Source organism: Pseudohongiella spirulinae, from assembly GCF_001444425.1.
GTDB lineage: Bacteria > Pseudomonadota > Gammaproteobacteria > Pseudomonadales > Pseudohongiellaceae > Pseudohongiella > Pseudohongiella spirulinae.
The window spans coordinates 1,721,015-1,737,358 of the sequence record NZ_CP013189.1 but is presented as its reverse complement, the minus strand read 5'-3'; the positions used below and the strand labels follow the sequence as shown (position 1 = coordinate 1,737,358).

Sequence of the window (16,344 nt, the reverse complement as noted above, 5' to 3'; positions counted from 1 at the left end):
ATCAGAATGACTCTTCGCTGCGACGTGTCAGGACTTCGCAGCCATCAGCCGTGACCGCCAGGGTATGTTCCCATTGTGCTGACAGACGACGATCTTTGGTGGTCACTGTCCAGCCGTCAGCCTTGGAAAGTTTGGTGTGCCGGGATCCGAGATTGATCATGGGCTCGATTGTGAAGGTCATACCCTCCAGCAATTCAATGCCGGTGCCTGCTTTGCCGTAGTGGAGTACCTGTGGGTCCTCATGAAAAATCTGACCGATTCCGTGCCCGCAGTATTCTCGTACCACACTATAATTATTGGCTTCGGCGTAGGTCTGAATGACGTGTCCTATGTCGCCGAGACGCGTGCCGGGACGCACCAGCTCGATCGCTTTATAAAGACACTCCTGCGTAATTCGCACCAGGCGCTTGGCATGTGGTGCAACATCACCGACCAGAAACATTTTGCTGGTATCGCCATGAAAGCCATCTTTAATAACGGTGATATCAATGTTTAGTATATCGCCGTTTTTGAGCATTTTACTGTCACTGGGTATGCCATGGCATACCACGTGATTGACAGACGTGCAGATGGATTTCGGGAAACCGTTGTAGTTGAGCGGGGCGGGGATGGCCTGCTGTTGATTAACGATATAGTCATGGCATATGCGATCCAGCTCTCCGGTTGAAACGCCTGGTTTGACATGCTCACCAATCATTTCCAGAACTTCAGCCGCCAGCCGACCGGCGATACGCATCTTCTGGATGTCCTCGGGCGTTTTGATGGAAATACTCATATAGCCACTCTCTGCAATTTTTTCAGGCGCTATTGTATGTTTTTCATCGCGTCAGGGCTAGCCGCATGACCGCGTACCAATTCGGTGCGCGCCCGCTCCAGCTCGGCGCAAACTGCTTATTTGTGCACTGTGCTGGTGCGGTCCGGAATTCTGATTTTTTCCTGAAAAACCTCCTATTTTTATCTAATTATTTGTAATTGTTTATAAAAATAAAAGTGGCATAGCTATTGCTCTCTCACTGTCAGATTCGGCACAACATCCAGAAAAGGAACCCGGATCGTGCAAGAGACTACTTACTATCAAGTCAAAACAGTGAACCAGGAGTGAACACTATGCAGGCTTTAAAAAACGCATCAAACAAAAAACTGGCGGCCCTCGGCACAAGCGCTATTCTGCTGGCCGGCAGCATGACCCTGTCAACCTCTGCAGCCGCTCAGGTAGAAATCAGCGGTAATATCGGCGTTGCTTCAGGCTACGTCTTCCGAGGCATTACCAATGCATCAGAAAACGACGGCGCAGCCGTGCAGGGTGGTCTGGACCTGGAGTCTGACAGTGGTTTCTATGCGGGCTGGTGGGCCTCTAACCTGGGTTACGGCACACCGAACCTGGGAACGACGGTCGAAAATGACCTGTATGGTGGTTTTTCTGGAGAAGCAAACGGTTTCTCTTATGACATCGGCGCGCTGTACTACTGGTATATGGATGACTCTGATGCCAGCGGTATCGAACCCTATCTGGGCCTGAGCTTTGGCGGTATTGATTTTGGCATGCATTACATGGCTGAAGACGTAACCTGGTCTAACCAGGGAGATATGTTCTTCACACTGGGCACTGGTTTCGATCTGGGCAATGGTTTTGGTCTGGGTGTCACAGCCAGCTATGCGACTTACGAGGACAGTGGCAAGTTCATCGCCGCGACAGGTAAAAGCTCTGCTTTCCGCAGCCTGGATCTGACATTGACCAAAGGCATCGCTGATCTGCCTGCGGAAATGTTTGCGACCTACATAGTGGGTGGTAAAGATCGGGATGGCGTGAGCCAGGAAGACAAAATCATTATCGGATTTGGCTACTCGTTCTGATGACTGAAAAAAGCCTGGATCTGCTCGCGTTTTGCAAGCGCATCAGCGACGCCCATTTCCATGAGCTTTTCGCAATACTCTTTCTCGAACATCAACAGACTGGCGATTGAGCTGGAGTTGGTGTCCCGGATGAACATCCGTATCGCCTTGGGCAGACTGTTGTAGTGGTCCTCGGCGATACGGTTCAGGTCCTGACTGGGTGTAATCTCCAATAGTTCTACCGGACGAATGTCCAGATCCTTTTTACTTTTGCAGTACGGTAGCAGACCGTTGTATCGTTGCAGCACCGCAATATCACTTTCCAGCGTATCCACAAATGCACTATTTAATACATGTCCGATTATCTGTGACAGCGACGGCTGAGCGATCTGCTCACCTTTTGCAGGGCGCCGTGTGCGAGCGCCGCTGACGCCAATGGCAAGAATTTTATCGGCTCCCATATGAATGGCCGGACTCAAAGGTGCCAGTTGTCTGATGGCGCCGTCACCAAAAAACTCCCGATTGATTTTCACCGCCGGAAACAAGGTGGGGATGGCGGAAGATGCCATCAGGTGCATATACCGCAGATCGGTACGGATACCAATACGATGTGGGCGCTGCCAATTGTCGATATCATTTACTGACTGGAAAAAAGACACGGACTCACCGCTGCTATAACCTGATGCGGTGATTACCAGACTATCCAGAAAGCCGGCGTTCATGTTCTCGTTGACTCGTTCCATTTTCAATACACCCGCCAGCAGATCAGCCAGTGGTCTGTTGTCCAGAAGCGACGTCGGTACCTGACGGCCACGGTTATTGATAAAGGAAAACACCCAGTTTGAGGCACTGCTCAGCAGGCCGTTGGAGTCCAGTCGATAGATTTTATCGCTGCGGATATGGCGCCATACATACTCCAGCATCCTGATGCCGGTACGAAATTTGTGTGCATGGGTTGCCAGTCCGGTCGCATTCAGTGCGCCGGCAGAGGTGCCGGAGATGATATTAAAAGGATTGGTCGATTCTTTGTCGATGACCGTCGCTATGCCCCGCAATGCACCGACCTGATAAGCGGCCCGGGCACCGCCACCTGACAGAACCAGAGCGGTCTGTGGAGAATTGTGCGATAAATTTTGTCTGATTTTTGGTTTATTGCCGGCTCTGCTTGTCATATTATTCCCTTAATCTGTGACCAGGATTCTAACGCCTGATTACTTCTTTGCCTATTGGAGCTGGAATGCCCGACAATACAGTTGATAAGCTGGTACTGGCAATTTCTTCGCGCGCCCTGTTTGACTTGAGCGAAAGCCATCGTATATTCGAGGAAGACGGGCTTGAGGCTTATCAGCAATACCAGATTGAGCATGAAAACGAACCCCTGCAGGCCGGCGGTGCCTTTAACCTGGTGAAAAAGCTGCTGCATCTGAATTCACTGATGCAAACCCAGCGAGTAGAAGTCATACTGCTGTCCCGCAACAGTGCAGATACTGGCCTGCGTATTTTCAATTCCATTGAACATTATGGTTTGTCAATTACACGTGCCGCGTTTTCAGGCGGCGTGAGTCCTTATCGTTACATTTCTGCATTTAACAGCCACCTGTTCCTGTCCATGGATGGGGCTGATGTGCGTCATGCCCTTGAACAGGGCGTGGCTGCTGCTACAATTCTGCCGTCAGCACCTCAGGCAGCCAGCGATACACAGGTCAAATTTGCCTTTGATGGTGATGCTGTCCTGTTTTCAGACGAAGCGGAGCGAATCTACAAATCACAGGGGCTGGAAGCCTTCGCCCGCAGCGAGAAACAGTCCGCTAACGAGCCTCTGTCCGGCGGGCCGTTCAAGCCGTTTTTGGCAGCTCTGCAGCAACTGCAGATGGAGTTTCCGGCAGGCGAGGCTCCCATCAGAACCTGTCTGGTCACTGCACGCTCTGCACCGGCCCACGAGCGTGTGGTGAAAACCCTGCGTAACTGGAATATTCGAATTGATGAATCACTGTTCCTGGGCGGCATGGAAAAAGGCGTGTTTCTGAAGGCATTTGACGCCGATGTCTTTTTTGATGACCAGGAAGCCCATTGCCATTCAGCACGCCAGCATGTCGCCACCGGCCATGTGCCGCATGGCGTGGCCAACGAGAAACCAGCATGAAACTGCAACAATTACGTTATATCAATGAGGTCGCCTCCTGTGGCTTGAATGTGTCAGCCGCTGCTGACCGGATGCATACCTCGCAGTCCGGTGTCAGCAAACAGATTCTGGCGCTGGAGGACGAGCTGGGCATACAGATATTCGTGCGCAATGGCAAACATATTTCTGGTATGACGCCGGCTGGTAAAGCCATCGTCGATCAGGCCCGTGAACTGCTGCAACAGGTTGATAACATCAAGCGTACCGCCGCAGAGTTTAGCGACGCCGCGGCTGGCAGCCTGGCTCTGGCCACGACACACACCCAGAGTCGATATGTGCTGCCGCCGGTCATTTCGCAGTTCATCACTCGCTATCCCGATGTTTCCCTGCAGCTGCATCAGGGCACACCTATACAGATCGCCGAGTTGGCTGCCAAAGGTGTGGCCGATTTTGCAATTGCTACCGAAGCAATGGAGAAGTTCAGCGATTTGATGATGATGCCCTGTTATCGCTGGAATCGCGTCGTGCTGGTTCCACGCGGACATCCACTGGCGGATGTCAGGAAATTAACGCTGGCCGATCTGGCGCGATTTCCATTGGTGACTTATGTGCTGGGTTTTACGGGGCGATCCCGGCTGGATGATGCTTTTGCAGCTCAGGGTCTGCAACCCAAAGTTGTGTTTACGGCCGCGGATGCCGACGTGATCAAGACCTATGTGCGCCTGGGTATGGGCATTGGTATTGTCGCCAGCATGGCCTACGATTCAGAAAAAGACGCTGATCTGGTGGCGTTGGATGCCAGCCATCTCTTTGACTACAGTGTCACTCGCATTGGCTTCCGGCGAGGCACGGTATTGCGTGCTTATATGTTTGATTTTGTTGCCATGTTCGCGAAGCACTTGCAGCGACCCATTGTTGAACAGGTGCTGCAGTGTCAGTCGCAGCAGGAAGTTGATGCCCTGTTTGCCGACACCGACATTCCGGTGCTTACTTCGGCTCCGTCACCAGATTGATCCTGTGCAGGCCACATTCTTTGGCAGTGGCTTCCTCCCACCACCAGCGGCCTTCACGCTCATGCTGGTTGGGTCCGACAGGGCGAGTGCAGGGTTCACAGCCGATACTTATGAATCCTTGGTCGTGCAACGGGTTGTAAGGAATATCAAACATTCGGATGTAGTTCCAGACGTCGGCTGATGTCCAGTTGGCCAGTGGATTGAATTTCAGCAGCGTGGCTCCGGGCGCAGCAAACGTGGTATCAACCTGGGCGAGCGCGACATCAGTCCGGGTAGGGCTCTGGTCGCGGCGTTGACCGGTAATCCAGGCTTGCGCCGTTGACAATTGACGACGCAGTGGTTCGGTTTTTCGGATCGAACAGCACTCTTCATGTCCGTCCTGATAGAAACTGAATAGACCCTTGCGCCGGGTCAGGTCTTCTATTGCTCTGGTATCGGGATAAACAAACTCGATATCGATCTGGTAAAACTCACGTACCTTTTCGATAAATTGGTAAGTTTGCGGATGCAGTCGACCGGTATCCAGTGTAAAGACGCGAATGTCTTTTTTGATTTTCCAGGCCATTGCCAGCAGTGCAACATCTTCTGCGCCAGAGAATGAGAGCACGATATCGGGGATCTCAGTCAATATTTCCTGCAGCATGTCGCGTGGCTCCAATGCCTGGAAGCGCAGATTCAATTCGCCGATGTTGTCCTTTGTGATCATGGTAATCCTGCTGGCAGTGCGGTGTGTATTCGTCGTCAGGCGCACATGATACAACAGCGCGGCTGGCATGACAGGTGGCAACCGGCTAAAATCGGCGGCTGTTATCATTCAGACTAAAATTTTATTCTAAAGGGGTGTAGTGTGGAACTGGCGTGTCTTGATCTAGAAGGTGTTTTGATTCCGGAAATCTGGATTGATTTTGCGGAACGTACAGGCATCGATGAGCTGCGTGCCACCACGCGCGATATTCCTGACTATGATGTGTTGATGCAGCAGCGTCTGCGCATTCTTCGTGAGCATAAGCTGGGATTGCCGGATATTCAGGAAGTGATTGCTGGCATGTCACCCATGCCTGGTGCGCGGGAGTTTGTAGATTGGTTGCGCGAGCGTTTTCAGGTCATTATTCTGTCGGACACTTATTATGAATTTGCGCAGCCCTTGATGCGGCAGCTCGGATTTCCGACGCTTTTCTGTCATCGGCTGGAAGCCGACGAGCAGGGCATGATCGTCAATTACCACTTGCGTCAGAAAGATCCCAAGCGGCAGTCTGTGAAAGCCTTCCATGCCCTGAATTACCGCGTTATTGCGGCAGGTGATTCCTATAATGACACCACTATGCTCTCTGAAGCAGAGGCCGGCATTCTGTTCCGTGCGCCAGAGAATGTCATTCGCGAGTTTCCGCAGTTTCCGGCGGTGCATGAGTACAAAGATCTACAGGCAGAATTTCTTAAAGCCAGTAATCGCGAACTGACTCCCTGATTTATTTGAGCTGTTCCAGTGTCTGCATCAGTGCCATGACTTTGTCATGGCACTCCTGATATTCCCGCTCGAACTGTGAATCTGCAACAATGCCGCCACCGCCCCAGCAGAATATGCGTTGCTCATCGCAGAGCAGGGTGCGTATACAGATGCTGCTGTCCATATTACCGTTGAAATCCAGGTAAAACACTGAACCGCAATAGATGCTGCGCGGCACCGCTTCCAGCTCGCTGATGATCTGCATGGCACGGATTTTCGGTGCCCCGGTGATAGAACCGCCGGGGAAACAGTGCTTGAGTAGGTTCAGTGGACTGATGTCGGCGGGCAATTGTCCGGTCACTGTGCTGATCAAGTGATGGACATGAGAAAAACTGTGCAGCGTGAACAGCTCCGGTGTCTTGACACTGCCAGTCAGACAGACCTTGCCCAGGTCATTACGCATCAAGTCAACAATCATCAGATTTTCAGCCTGATCCTTGACACTGTTGGTCAGTCCTTCAATGACCTTGGCATCAGCCTGTTTGTCCGTCAGTCGGCGCCGTGTACCTTTGATGGGCTGGGTGGTGACAGTCTGACCGCGTACCGAAAGGAAGCGCTCCGGGGAAAGGCTGAGTATCGCGTTTTTGCCATGGCGGATGAAAGCGCTGAACGGGCTGCGACTCTGGTCGCGCAGTGCCAGGTACGCTGTGAGTGGATCGCCCTGAAAATCAGCCTGGAAGCAGATGGCAAGATTGGCCTGATAGCAATCCCCGGCCAGAATGTACTGTTTGAGACGATCAAAAGTCTGCTCGTAGTCACGCCTGGATGTGAGTGGGGAAAATTCGCCTGTGAGTGCAAAGTCGGCAGATGACGGTGGCTGGGATTGCGTCAACATCATACGCGCAAGCACAGTGTCGCGGATTCTGGGCGGACAGTCGGGAAGAATGAACAGGGTGCACTGCTGTAGATGATGATCGTTGATCAAAGCCCAGTGATAAAGCCCTATGCCGGCTTCAGGCTGGGACTGCAATCGGGCGGCGTTGTCAGACAGATAGTTGTCCCGATAACCACTGCGCCTGTCCTGGCCGGCAGGATAAGCCAGCCAGCCCAGCAGGCCGCCTGTGAATGGCAAATGCGCCAGCGCTTCTTGCACCGCATTTGACGGTTGATGCGCTAGCAGCAGGAGCTCGGCAGCTTCGTGGATATCTACCTGGGCCAGGGGTTGCCAGCGGCCGTGAGCCATTTTGCGCTGATAGACGACAGGGCGATCAGTGCCCGGGCGGCGATGCTGCTCCAGCTGGATACTTGGCAAGGCGCTCAGAATGTCGTATCGGGCTTCACGGCGCCGGGTTTTGCCGCTATCCAGACAAATTGCGCCGGGCAGGGTGCCTGTCAATTTCAATAAAGTGTCGCTGTCGGCCTGGTATGGCAGCGACTGCAGGTAAAGCTGTGACATCAGGGCAGGACGTCCACCCGAATAGCGATAACCGGTGCCGGTGCTGTCTGTGAGTCTGTCTCGACCTCCAGATCGGGATCGGTCAGCGTCGCCGTTTCATTCAGGGTCATCCAGACACCCAGATCCAGTGTCAAAGGGTGACGTCCGGTAAACCCATCCACATTCAGCAACTCCAGTTGCAACTGCGCCTGATTGTCGCGTATATCCGCCTGCAACCAGATAGCTGTTTCAGAGATGATTTCAGCGCCCGCTTGTGTGTCTGTTGATGCCTGTAGCTGATCAGGCAGGGGTGCTTGCTGCTCCTGCTCAGGCTCTTGCGTCACAGGCTGTGTACTTTGCACCAGCCGTAATTGTTCACCTTCCAGTGCCTGCACGCTCTGGCTGGAGTCTGTCAGGCGGTTGTTAAAGTCAAAATCCACGCTCACCACAAGCCGCCGTGGAGGCACATCAATCTGGTTGATAAGAGACCTCAGTTCCTGCAGGTTGGCAGCGGTTGTGGCGATGACCAGCTTGTTGTCAATTTGACCAATGTGGCCGCGCGGATCCAGTTGCGGCCGGATCTGACTGCGAACCAGCAAAGGATCCCGGTGCTGCAGACTCAGGATTTCAATAACAGCGCGGTTGCCCTCGGTCTGGGCGTGCAGGCTGTGCCCGAAGCACAACATGACGGTCAGCAAAAAAACAGATAGAGATCGGCAAAGTGTCATAGACGGTATCCGTTGAATATCATTCAATGATCAGGCTGCCCTGATTCAGCAGCTTCAGCAATAACTGTGCAACTTCGGGGTCATTAAGCACGGCCCTGATTATCTTGTCGGGCAGTGGTGCCATTGGATTACTGTCCGACAGTGCCTGTAGCAGGCACAGGGCTCGCGATGGCAGAGCGATGCAATCACCGTTGGCATAAAGCTCCGCCTGTTGGTCTTCAATTGTATAGGCAAACCGGGCACCCGGCGCTGGGTATAATTGCTGTCCGCCTAGCAGCTGACGTTGCAGTGTTTGATGGCAGGCAATCACCTCGTCTGTCCCGATTTGTGCTACATAACGTGGTTCGGTCATGGTTTTGCCAAACCAGCGGCGTATCAATTGTCGGTTGCCAAGGCGCTTGTTGATGCCTTGTTGCAGGGCATCAATAACATCGCCCGGGATTTCGCCACGATGCAATGGCAGCCGCGGGCAGGCGTCAGTGTAGCGCTCGCCTTCATTCAGCTCATCCAGCACCTCATCAACGACGCCGCCGAGTATTTCGGCCCAGGAAGGAGCCCGAAAGCCTACCGAATAAGTCAGGGCGGATCCCTCGGCAATACCATAGTGTGCAATGCCCGGAGGCAGATACAGAATATCGCCGGCTTCAAGCAGATACTCTTCTGTTGCCTGGAAATTCTGCAGCAGCTTCATGTCGCTGGACGTTTGCAGTTCAGTTGTGTGATCGCAGTGTTGCCCAGTTTGCCAGCGACGCTGTCCCTGTCCCTGAATCAAAAAAACGTCGTAGTAGTCAAAATGCGGGCCGACATTGCCCTGATCGCTGGCATAACTGACCATAATGTCATCTACTCGCCAGCCGGGAATAAAGTCAAAATCGGCGAGCATGGCAGCCACATCATCAACCCATTGATCGACAGACTGAACAAGCAGGCTGTAGTGTGATGCCGGCAGGCTCAGAAAATCAGCTTCTGTGAACGGGCCATGACGCAATGTCCATTCACTCTGCTGTGGATTCACCTGCACCAGACGAGCCTCGGCTTCGTCTTCACAAGCCAGTGCTGCCAATTCCTCTGGCGTTACCGGGTCAATAAAGTCTGAGTTAGTGGCACGAATCAATAGTGGCTTTTTCTGCCAGTAATTTTTCAGAAAGTCGTTACGGTTGAAGTTTTCCGGCAGTACCCGAGCAGTCACGTTGTTTTTCCTGGTTCAAGCCCCGGCATTGCCGGGGCACTTCCTTGATTGATGGTTCAGATTTGTTTGGCCTGATCAACAGCGTTGCCGGTGTAAGTGCCCGGTTTGAGTGCCCGCAATTGTTGACGAGCCGACTCCGGAATATCCAGTGTGTCGATAAATGTGCTGATGGCGGCCTGATCAATCTTCTGGCCTCGTGTCAGCTCTTTGAGTTTTTCATAGGCCTGTTCGACACCGTAGCGGCGCATCACGGTCTGTATGGGCTCAGCCAGCACTTCCCAGCTATTGTCCAGATCTCGTGCCAGCGCTTCGGGATTCAGGCTGAGCTTGTTCAGACCCTTCATGGTAGCCTGATAGGCAATCAGGCTGTGCGCAAAGCCGGTGCCGACACTGCGCAGTACGGTAGAGTCGGTCAGGTCTCTCTGCCAGCGAGAGATTGGCAGTTTTTCTGCCAGGTGCTGCATGATGGCGTTACCGATGCCCAGATTACCCTCTGAGTTTTCGAAATCGATGGGGTTGACCTTGTGTGGCATGGTCGAGGAACCGACTTCGCCGGCAATAGCGCGTTGCTTGAAGTAGCCCAGAGAGATATAACCCCAGATATCACGATCCAGATCGATCAGGATAGTGTTAAAACGGCAGCAGGCAGCAAACATTTCGGCAATATAGTCGTGTGGCTCGATCTGGGTGGTGTAGGGGTTCCATTGTAAACCCAGCTTTTCGACAAACTGTTGCGCGTTAGCCTGCCAGTCAACCTCCGGATAAGCAATCATGTGCGCATTATAGTTGCCGACCGCGCCATTGATTTTGCCCAGTACCGGGCTGTCAGCAAACTGGGTGAGCTGACGTTCCAGTCGATACACTACGTTAGCCAGCTCTTTTCCTACGGTGGTCGGAGAAGCGGTTTGGCCGTGTGTACGAGACAGCATGGGTTCTTCGGCACTGTCATGGGCAAGTTGGCGCAAGCGGTCAATCACCTGCTGCATGGCTGGCAGCATGACCAGATCGCGTCCATCGCGCAACATCAGGGCATAGGACAGGTTGTTGATGTCCTCTGATGTGCAGGCGAAATGCACAAACTCCATTTGCTGACCCAGGTCCGGATGATCCTTTATCTTTTCTTTAATGAAGTATTCAACGGCCTTGACGTCGTGATTGGTGGTGCTTTCGATTTCTTTGACCCGCTCGGCATCTTTGATCGAGAAGCCACTGATGATGCTTTCCAACAGCTCATTCGCCGATTCTGACAGGGCGGGTGCCTCGGTGATAGCGGGCATGCCGGCCAGTTGCTGCAGCCAGCGAATCTCAACCACTACCCGGTAGCGAATCAGCGCATATTCACTGAAACAGCTGCTTAAAGCTTCAGTTTTGTTGCGATAACGACCATCAACAGGTGAGATGGCGGTGAGAGTTGAGATGCTCATAGTGTTGTTTTCCTTAGCCGATAAGTTGTCGTCGCACATCGGCCAGGCACTGGCGGATACGCTTTTTGTAGAAGAACAGGTGCCAGCGTCGGCCGCCGAGCTGATGCCACAATACGGCAGAACGGATTCCAGCGAGCAGCAGAGCGCGGATCTGGTCGGCCACCTGATTGTTACGCAGGTGCTCCGGATTGCCCGCTACGTGGATACGGTAGCTCAGTGTGCTGATGGTGTCCTGATAGAGCCGTGCCAGAGCACTGCAGTCAGCCTGCAGGGACTGCTCGGTCAATGGCTCTTCCGGTGTGTCAATCAATGCGCGTTCCGATAACTGGCTGATGCGTTGCCCAATGCGCGATTGAATATCATTGTGTTTGTTGAGGTGTTGTTGAATTACGAGCATGCCCAGCAGATAGCGAACCTCATTGGCATGCTCGCGCAGTCCCGCGCTGTCAAATGACTCCTGCAGCACGCGGATACCCTGATTGAAATCAGAAATGTTGGGGTAGAGATCCGCTACCGAATCGGCATCGAGTTTATAAACCGGCTTCAGGCAGGCGATCAGCGACTCGCGTGATACCTGCCCGTCAGTCGCCAGCCGATTGACCAGCACCGCACATTGGGTTACCACGGCGAGCGCGATGTTGCGGTATTGCCAGTCCGAAAATTCACTTGTTGTACTGTTCAATGACGCCTCCTCCCAGACAGATATCATCCTGATAAAAAACGATGCTTTGCCCTGGTGTGACAGCTCGTTGCGACTGGTCGAATGTGACATACAGGTCACCGCTGTCAAGCTGGCTCACAAGGCAGGCCTGATCGGCCTGACGGTAGCGAATTTTGGCGTGGCATCGCAGGGGCAGCTCAGGTGCCGGCCGGTTGACCCACGAGATCTGTCCCGCGCGCAGGGCGCTGGAGAAAAGTGCCGGATGATCAGGACCTTGTGCGACAATCAAAACGTTCCGCTGAAGGTCCTTGCCGACCACATACCAGGGCGCTTCGTTGTGGTTTGGCAGACCGCCAATGCCCAGCCCCTGACGTTGCCCGTAAGTATGGTACATCAATCCCTGGTGTGTGCCGACCTGCTCCCCATCAACCGTTTCGATTATGCCGGGCTGAGCGGGCAGGTAGCGTTGTAAAAAGTCGGTGAATTTACGTTCGCCGATAAAACAGATACCAGTGCTGTCTTTCTTGTTGCTGGTGACAAACTGGTGCCGTGCAGCAATATCCCGGACCTGTGATTTATCCAGCTCACCGACCGGGAACAAGCTGCGTGCCAGGCTGTCTGCCGTGACCGCACTTAAAAAGTAACTTTGATCCTTGTTGTTATCCAGTCCTTTCAGAAGCTGTGTCTGATCGGCTGTTTGACGCCGCCGTGCATAGTGGCCGGTAGCGATATAGTCAGCACCCAGCTCGGTCGCGTATTCCAGGAATGCCTTGAACTTGATTTCACGGTTGCACAGGATATCGGGGTTGGGCGTGCGACCGGCCCGGTACTCAGCCAGGAAGTGCTCAAACACACCATCCCAGTATTCGGCGGCAAAATTCGCAGTATGCAGATGAATCCCCAGGCGATCGGCAACAGACTGTGCATCCGCCAGATCCTGCCGGGCCGTGCAGTATTCGGTATCGTCGTCTTCTTCCCAGTTTTTCATGAACAGGCCTTCAACCTGATAGCCCTGTTCTTGCAGCAACAGGGCTGCAACTGAGGAGTCAACGCCGCCCGACATGCCGACGATAACCCTTGTCTGTTGTCTGTTTTTCTGTTCAGTCATACCGTATCAATCAATGTGTTGGACGCTGTTCAGCGGATAAACCCGACCCTGTAGATAGTCATTGATAACCTGCATCACCAGCGGGCTGCGCAGCTCAGCTTGACGTTGTTGAAGTTCCTGCTGGCTGAGCCAGTGAGTCTGCACAATATCAGCATCCAGTTTGAGCGCCGGGTCATGGCTCAGTGCCCTGCCGACAAAGCAGGTGCGCAGATAACATTCACCGTTGTCCGGAGATGTATACTGATACTGTCCCAGACAGCCCGTCAGGCTGATCTGCCAGGCAGTTTCTTCCAGTGTTTCGCGCAGTGCCGCCTGCAACAGCGTTTCGCCTTTTTCAAGATGTCCAGCCGGCTGATTGAAGACCTGTCGACCGTCGCTGATTTCTTCAACAATCAGGAAGCGCTGCGTGATGTCGCCCGGTGTTTTAAGTTCAGCGGGTTGTTCAACGACAACAGCAACAGTATTGTGAGGACAGAATGTCATGCCGGGATTTCGTGTAAATGGGATTGTTCAGGCTGCGCAAGTTTACCGGAAATCACAGTGAAATGCTTGATCAAGACTCTACTTGATTGGTGAAAGCATGGATAATGCATTCTTTTTGCAGGGAGACTGTGCAATGTCTAGATCCGATCATCCCTCAGGTCTGTCGCACCTGGATGCGCAGGGTAATGCGCGCATGGTGGATGTCAGCCAGAAAGCGGTGACCAACCGGATAGCCGTGGCTGCCGGTGAAGTACACATGCAGGCCGAGACCCTGGCGCTGATAGCGGCCGGAGGTCATAAAAAGGGCGATGTGCTGGCTGTGGCACGTGTGGCCGGCATCATGGCGGCAAAAAAATGCCCTGATCTTATTCCGCTGTGCCATCCTTTGCTGCTGAACGCCGTCAATGTAGATTTTGAATTGGATACGGACAACTGCAGGGTGTTAGTCAGGGCGAGTTGCGGCCTTGATGCACGAACTGGAGTGGAAATGGAGGCGCTGACGGCGGTATCAGTGGCAGCTCTTACCATCTATGATATGTGCAAGGCCGTTGATAAGGGCATGGTTGTCAACAATATCCGGTTGATCAGCAAGTCCGGTGGCCGTTCCGGTGATTATTTGCGCCAACAGGATTAGTCTTATGTTAACTATTCAGTATTTTGCCAGTGTCCGTGAGCAGCTGGGCCGTGCAGGCGAAGAAATGGCTCTGCCAGACGGGGCGGAGACAGTGGCTGATCTAATCGATGTATTACAATCGCGGGGTGCGCCGTGGTCATTGTTATCGGATCAGCAGCAGGTCCTGGTGGCAGTGGATCAGGCCGTCGCAGACCGCGGTCACCGCTTGGCGGGAAATGAAGAAATTGCTTTCTTTCCACCCATGACCGGGGGCTGAGCATGGGGGCGATAGTGGATGTTAAAATCAGCGTGCAAACCGAGGATTTCGACCTCGCTCATGAGTACGCCGAGCTGTGCCAGTCAGCGAGCAATCCCGGCGCTGTCGCAATTTTCAGTGGCCTGGTCAGGGAACTTGTGGCTGATGATGTCCCGGGGGCTCTACAGTCAGCAGGTACTCAATCGCTGACTCTCGAACATTATCCTGGCATGACTGAAAAAGCGCTGACCGATATTGTTGATAAGGCTGCCAATCGCTGGCCGCTGCAGGCCTGTCGCCTGATCCACCGGGTTGGAGAGTTGCAGCCGGGTGAGCAGATTGTACTGGTGGCAGTCGCCAGCGCCCATCGCGAGGCCGCGTTTGCGGCTGCCGAGTTCATGATGGACTACCTGAAGACCGATGCGCCGTTCTGGAAAAAGCAGCGTAACGGTGATGACAGCGTGTGGGTTGCCAGCCGGGACTCTGATTATCGTCGTGTTGAGCGCTGGCGCGGGGATACAGATCTCGATGCGATTGAACTTGACGAAGCCGGGCGACCCGGCAAGGGCTGAATCTGCAGGGTCCGGGATTCGCCCGGTGCCAGGCCCTCTATTGTCCAATCACCGATGCGATAACGGATCAGGCGCAGGGTCGGGAATCCCACGGCAGCTGTCATGCGTCGCACCTGTCTGTTACGGCCTTCAGTAATGCTCAAGGACAGCCAACTGGTGGGGATGTGCTGTCGTTCTCGGATGGGGGGATGTCTGTCCCAGATTCTCGGTGGTATGATCGCTTCAGCCCGCGCGGGACGCGTCTGACCATCCTTCAGCGTGACGCCGCAATGCAGCGCGTGCAGAGCGGTTTCGTCAATCAAACCCTCTACCTGTACCCAATAGGTTTTTTCGAGTTTGTACGTTGGGTTGCTGATGCGCGCCTGAGTCTGGCCACAATCGGTCAACAGCAAAAGACCCTCTGAGTCTTTGTCCAGCCTGCCGGCCGGATAAAAACCAGGGGCATCGATATAATGACTCAGCGTCTGCTCGGGTTGATCACCGCTGAACTGGGAAAGCACATTAAAAGGTTTATTAAACAGGATGATTTGCGGCATGCGGCGAAGTATAGCCTATTTGAGCGCCCGGTACAGGCGGTGCTATACTGCGTCGAAATCGAGTTATTGCGTGCTGGTGATTGCCCGATGGCAGGTGTTCGCAGGATGCTCAGTTGACTAAAGTTGACTACAGCGGCGGGAGCCTGAACGGCTCCCGCCGCCGACATCAGGCTTGTTGCTGCGACTGTGCCACAGGTTTGATGTTGGTTGCATGAAGCCCTTTCGGACCTTCCAGGGTTTCAAAGGTTACGGTTTGACCGGCTTTCAGAGTTTTATAGCCATCCATTCCAATAGCAGAGTAGTGAGCGAAAAGGTCGCTGCCACCGTCCTCCGGAAGGATAAAACCAAAACCTTTAGCGTTGTTGAACCATTTAACTTGCCCCATTGCCATCATATTACTCCATTGCACGTATAGTTCTAATTTTAATTGTTACACGCCAGGCAAGGCCTGAGTGTTAATCCTCAACGTTTGTATATCGTCCATGTAGGACCTTATTATTCATCCTTTTTGTCTAATTGCAACAGTCTGTAATAGATCGGAGTGACTTATTAATGACAGAAACGGTATTTACATCCGTAATTTCAGCGCAATCGCCCGGTCAGCCAGGCCAGGATGAGCACGAAGATCGTGGTGTTGCAACCGCCGCCAGCAAGCCCCGGCTGGCGCGGCCACCGCTGTACAAAGTACTGCTGATGAATGATGACTATACACCGATGGAGTTTGTAGTGACCGTTCTGGTCAATTTTTTTCATATGCCGGTGGAGAAAGCCACGCAGATCATGTTAAAGGTACACACAGAGGGTAAAGCCGTTTGTGGTGTGTACAGCCGGGATGTCGCTGAAACCAAGGCCGAACAGGTCAATGAATTTGCCCGCGAGCACAAACACCCGCTACTATGCCATGTAGAAGCTGACCAATAGGAGAGC

At 53.3% G+C, this 16,344-nt stretch carries 20 protein-coding genes; 8 read left to right on the top strand and 12 right to left on the bottom strand.

Annotated features, from left to right (window positions below):
- Nucleotide 1: 1 nt before the first annotated feature.
- Nucleotides 2-775 carry a type I methionyl aminopeptidase gene (gene map, locus PS2015_RS07880; RefSeq protein ID WP_058021691.1) on the bottom strand — a complete coding sequence of 258 codons (774 nt, stop codon included), beginning with the start codon at nucleotides 773-775 and terminating at the stop codon, nucleotides 2-4.
- 332 nt (nucleotides 776-1,107) lie between these two features.
- On the opposite strand from map, the gene PS2015_RS07875 reads away from it, so the two are divergent.
- Nucleotides 1,108-1,854 carry a TorF family putative porin gene (locus tag PS2015_RS07875; RefSeq protein ID WP_058021690.1) on the top strand — a complete coding sequence of 249 codons (747 nt, stop codon included), beginning with the start codon at nucleotides 1,108-1,110 and terminating at the stop codon, nucleotides 1,852-1,854.
- On the opposite strand, the gene PS2015_RS07870 is transcribed toward PS2015_RS07875, so the two are convergent.
- Nucleotides 1,842-3,005, bottom strand: a complete 1,164-nt coding sequence (locus PS2015_RS07870; RefSeq protein WP_082628038.1) for a patatin-like phospholipase family protein — start codon at nucleotides 3,003-3,005, stop codon at nucleotides 1,842-1,844. The genes PS2015_RS07875 and PS2015_RS07870 overlap by 13 nt on opposite strands.
- 65 nt (nucleotides 3,006-3,070) lie before the next feature.
- On the opposite strand from PS2015_RS07870, the gene PS2015_RS07865 reads away from it, so the two are divergent.
- Entirely contained in the window at nucleotides 3,071-3,976 is a 906-nt protein-coding gene (locus tag PS2015_RS07865) for a 5'-nucleotidase (RefSeq protein WP_058021689.1), read from the top strand.
- The gene (gene cysB / locus PS2015_RS07860; protein ID WP_058021688.1) at nucleotides 3,973-4,968 is read left to right on the top strand and encodes an HTH-type transcriptional regulator CysB; all 996 of its coding nucleotides are present in this window, start codon (nucleotides 3,973-3,975) and stop codon (nucleotides 4,966-4,968) included. Before PS2015_RS07865 ends, cysB begins: the two co-directional genes overlap by 4 nt.
- Here cysB and PS2015_RS07855 read toward each other — a convergent pair.
- Entirely contained in the window at nucleotides 4,943-5,674 is a 732-nt protein-coding gene (locus tag PS2015_RS07855) for a phosphoadenylyl-sulfate reductase (RefSeq protein ID WP_082628222.1), read from the bottom strand. The two genes, cysB and PS2015_RS07855, sit on opposite strands and share 26 nt — an antisense overlap.
- Nucleotides 5,675-5,815: 141 nt before the next feature.
- Between PS2015_RS07855 and thrH the strand changes: the two genes are divergently transcribed.
- Nucleotides 5,816-6,433, top strand: a complete 618-nt coding sequence (gene thrH / locus PS2015_RS07850) for a bifunctional phosphoserine phosphatase/homoserine phosphotransferase ThrH (protein ID WP_058021687.1) — start codon at nucleotides 5,816-5,818, stop codon at nucleotides 6,431-6,433.
- A gap of 1 nt (nucleotide 6,434) precedes the next feature.
- Here thrH and pabB read toward each other — a convergent pair whose 3' ends face one another.
- Genes pabB through PS2015_RS07815 form a run of 7 tightly spaced genes read right to left on the bottom strand, consistent with a single transcriptional unit; the run spans nucleotide 6,435 to nucleotide 13,440 of the window.
- Nucleotides 6,435-7,868: an aminodeoxychorismate synthase component I gene (pabB, locus tag PS2015_RS07845; RefSeq protein WP_058021686.1), complete on the bottom strand. Its 1,434-nt coding sequence runs from the start codon at nucleotides 7,866-7,868 to the stop codon at nucleotides 6,435-6,437.
- Nucleotides 7,868-8,575, bottom strand: coding sequence for a hypothetical protein (locus tag PS2015_RS07840; protein WP_058021685.1), 708 nt, complete (start codon nucleotides 8,573-8,575; stop codon nucleotides 7,868-7,870). Before PS2015_RS07840 ends, pabB begins: the two co-directional genes overlap by 1 nt.
- 19 nt (nucleotides 8,576-8,594) lie before the next feature.
- The gene (locus PS2015_RS07835) at nucleotides 8,595-9,764 is read right to left on the bottom strand and encodes a cupin domain-containing protein (protein WP_058021684.1); all 1,170 of its coding nucleotides are present in this window, start codon (nucleotides 9,762-9,764) and stop codon (nucleotides 8,595-8,597) included.
- Nucleotides 9,765-9,820: 56 nt separating this feature from the next.
- Nucleotides 9,821-11,188 (bottom strand): adenylosuccinate lyase, encoded by a 1,368-nt coding sequence (purB, locus tag PS2015_RS07830; RefSeq protein WP_058021683.1) that lies wholly within the window; start codon nucleotides 11,186-11,188, stop codon nucleotides 9,821-9,823.
- A 13-nt stretch (nucleotides 11,189-11,201) separates the two neighbouring features.
- Nucleotides 11,202-11,870 (bottom strand): high frequency lysogenization protein HflD, encoded by a 669-nt coding sequence (hflD, locus tag PS2015_RS07825; RefSeq protein WP_058021682.1) that lies wholly within the window; start codon nucleotides 11,868-11,870, stop codon nucleotides 11,202-11,204.
- Nucleotides 11,851-12,957 carry a tRNA 2-thiouridine(34) synthase MnmA gene (gene mnmA, locus PS2015_RS07820; protein WP_082628036.1) on the bottom strand — a complete coding sequence of 369 codons (1,107 nt, stop codon included), beginning with the start codon at nucleotides 12,955-12,957 and terminating at the stop codon, nucleotides 11,851-11,853. Before mnmA ends, hflD begins: the two co-directional genes overlap by 20 nt.
- Before the next feature lie 6 nt (nucleotides 12,958-12,963).
- On the bottom strand, nucleotides 12,964-13,440 hold the full coding sequence (locus PS2015_RS07815) for an NUDIX hydrolase (RefSeq protein WP_058021680.1): 477 nt from the start codon (nucleotides 13,438-13,440) through the stop codon (nucleotides 12,964-12,966).
- A 133-nt stretch (nucleotides 13,441-13,573) separates the two neighbouring features.
- On the opposite strand from PS2015_RS07815, the gene moaC reads away from it, so the two are divergent.
- From moaC to moaE, 3 genes are read left to right on the top strand one after another with little or no spacing between them, the layout of a single operon-like run.
- Nucleotides 13,574-14,074 (top strand): cyclic pyranopterin monophosphate synthase MoaC, encoded by a 501-nt coding sequence (gene moaC / locus PS2015_RS07810; RefSeq protein WP_058023212.1) that lies wholly within the window; start codon nucleotides 13,574-13,576, stop codon nucleotides 14,072-14,074.
- A 4-nt stretch (nucleotides 14,075-14,078) separates the two neighbouring features.
- Nucleotides 14,079-14,330, top strand: a complete 252-nt coding sequence (gene moaD / locus PS2015_RS07805; protein ID WP_058021679.1) for a molybdopterin converting factor subunit 1 — start codon at nucleotides 14,079-14,081, stop codon at nucleotides 14,328-14,330.
- 2 nt (nucleotides 14,331-14,332) lie between these two features.
- Nucleotides 14,333-14,881, top strand: a complete 549-nt coding sequence (gene moaE, locus PS2015_RS07800) for a molybdopterin synthase catalytic subunit MoaE (RefSeq protein WP_335338224.1) — start codon at nucleotides 14,333-14,335, stop codon at nucleotides 14,879-14,881.
- On the opposite strand, the gene PS2015_RS07795 is transcribed toward moaE, so the two are convergent.
- Both PS2015_RS07795 and cspD read right to left on the bottom strand, forming a co-directional pair.
- Nucleotides 14,797-15,417, bottom strand: coding sequence for a pseudouridine synthase (locus PS2015_RS07795; protein WP_058021678.1), 621 nt, complete (start codon nucleotides 15,415-15,417; stop codon nucleotides 14,797-14,799). The genes moaE and PS2015_RS07795 overlap by 85 nt on opposite strands.
- A gap of 166 nt (nucleotides 15,418-15,583) precedes the next feature.
- Nucleotides 15,584-15,808: a cold shock domain-containing protein CspD gene (gene cspD / locus PS2015_RS07790; protein WP_058021677.1), complete on the bottom strand. Its 225-nt coding sequence runs from the start codon at nucleotides 15,806-15,808 to the stop codon at nucleotides 15,584-15,586.
- Between the two features lie 161 nt (nucleotides 15,809-15,969).
- Here cspD and clpS point away from each other — a divergent pair, with 161 nt between their 5' ends.
- Nucleotides 15,970-16,338 carry an ATP-dependent Clp protease adapter ClpS gene (gene clpS / locus PS2015_RS07785; protein WP_058021676.1) on the top strand — a complete coding sequence of 123 codons (369 nt, stop codon included), beginning with the start codon at nucleotides 15,970-15,972 and terminating at the stop codon, nucleotides 16,336-16,338.
- Nucleotides 16,339-16,344 lie beyond the last annotated feature (6 nt).

Bases quoted from the DNA above. Each gene is read 5' to 3' on its own strand.
- PS2015_RS07855 (WP_082628222.1), bottom strand. From the start codon at position 5,674: ATGATCACAAAGGACAACATCGGCGAATTGAATCTGCGCTTCCAGGCA.
- PS2015_RS07875 (WP_058021690.1), top strand. From the start codon at position 1,108: ATGCAGGCTTTAAAAAACGCATCAAACAAAAAACTGGCGGCCCTCGGC.
- purB (WP_058021683.1), bottom strand. From the start codon at position 11,188: ATGAGCATCTCAACTCTCACCGCCATCTCACCTGTTGATGGTCGTTAT.
- PS2015_RS07815 (WP_058021680.1), bottom strand. From the start codon at position 13,440: ATGACATTCTGTCCTCACAATACTGTTGCTGTTGTCGTTGAACAACCC.
- PS2015_RS07795 (WP_058021678.1), bottom strand. From the start codon at position 15,417: ATGCCGCAAATCATCCTGTTTAATAAACCTTTTAATGTGCTTTCCCAG.
- moaD (WP_058021679.1), top strand. From the start codon at position 14,079: ATGTTAACTATTCAGTATTTTGCCAGTGTCCGTGAGCAGCTGGGCCGT.
- cspD (WP_058021677.1), bottom strand. From the start codon at position 15,808: ATGGCAATGGGGCAAGTTAAATGGTTCAACAACGCTAAAGGTTTTGGT.
- mnmA (WP_082628036.1), bottom strand. From the start codon at position 12,957: ATGACTGAACAGAAAAACAGACAACAGACAAGGGTTATCGTCGGCATG.
- PS2015_RS07870 (WP_082628038.1), bottom strand. From the start codon at position 3,005: ATGACAAGCAGAGCCGGCAATAAACCAAAAATCAGACAAAATTTATCG.
- moaE (WP_335338224.1), top strand. From the start codon at position 14,333: ATGGGGGCGATAGTGGATGTTAAAATCAGCGTGCAAACCGAGGATTTC.
- cysB (WP_058021688.1), top strand. From the start codon at position 3,973: ATGAAACTGCAACAATTACGTTATATCAATGAGGTCGCCTCCTGTGGC.
- PS2015_RS07840 (WP_058021685.1), bottom strand. From the start codon at position 8,575: ATGACACTTTGCCGATCTCTATCTGTTTTTTTGCTGACCGTCATGTTG.
- PS2015_RS07865 (WP_058021689.1), top strand. From the start codon at position 3,071: ATGCCCGACAATACAGTTGATAAGCTGGTACTGGCAATTTCTTCGCGC.
- map (WP_058021691.1), bottom strand. From the start codon at position 775: ATGAGTATTTCCATCAAAACGCCCGAGGACATCCAGAAGATGCGTATC.
- clpS (WP_058021676.1), top strand. From the start codon at position 15,970: ATGACAGAAACGGTATTTACATCCGTAATTTCAGCGCAATCGCCCGGT.
- moaC (WP_058023212.1), top strand. From the start codon at position 13,574: ATGTCTAGATCCGATCATCCCTCAGGTCTGTCGCACCTGGATGCGCAG.
- pabB (WP_058021686.1), bottom strand. From the start codon at position 7,868: ATGTCACAGCTTTACCTGCAGTCGCTGCCATACCAGGCCGACAGCGAC.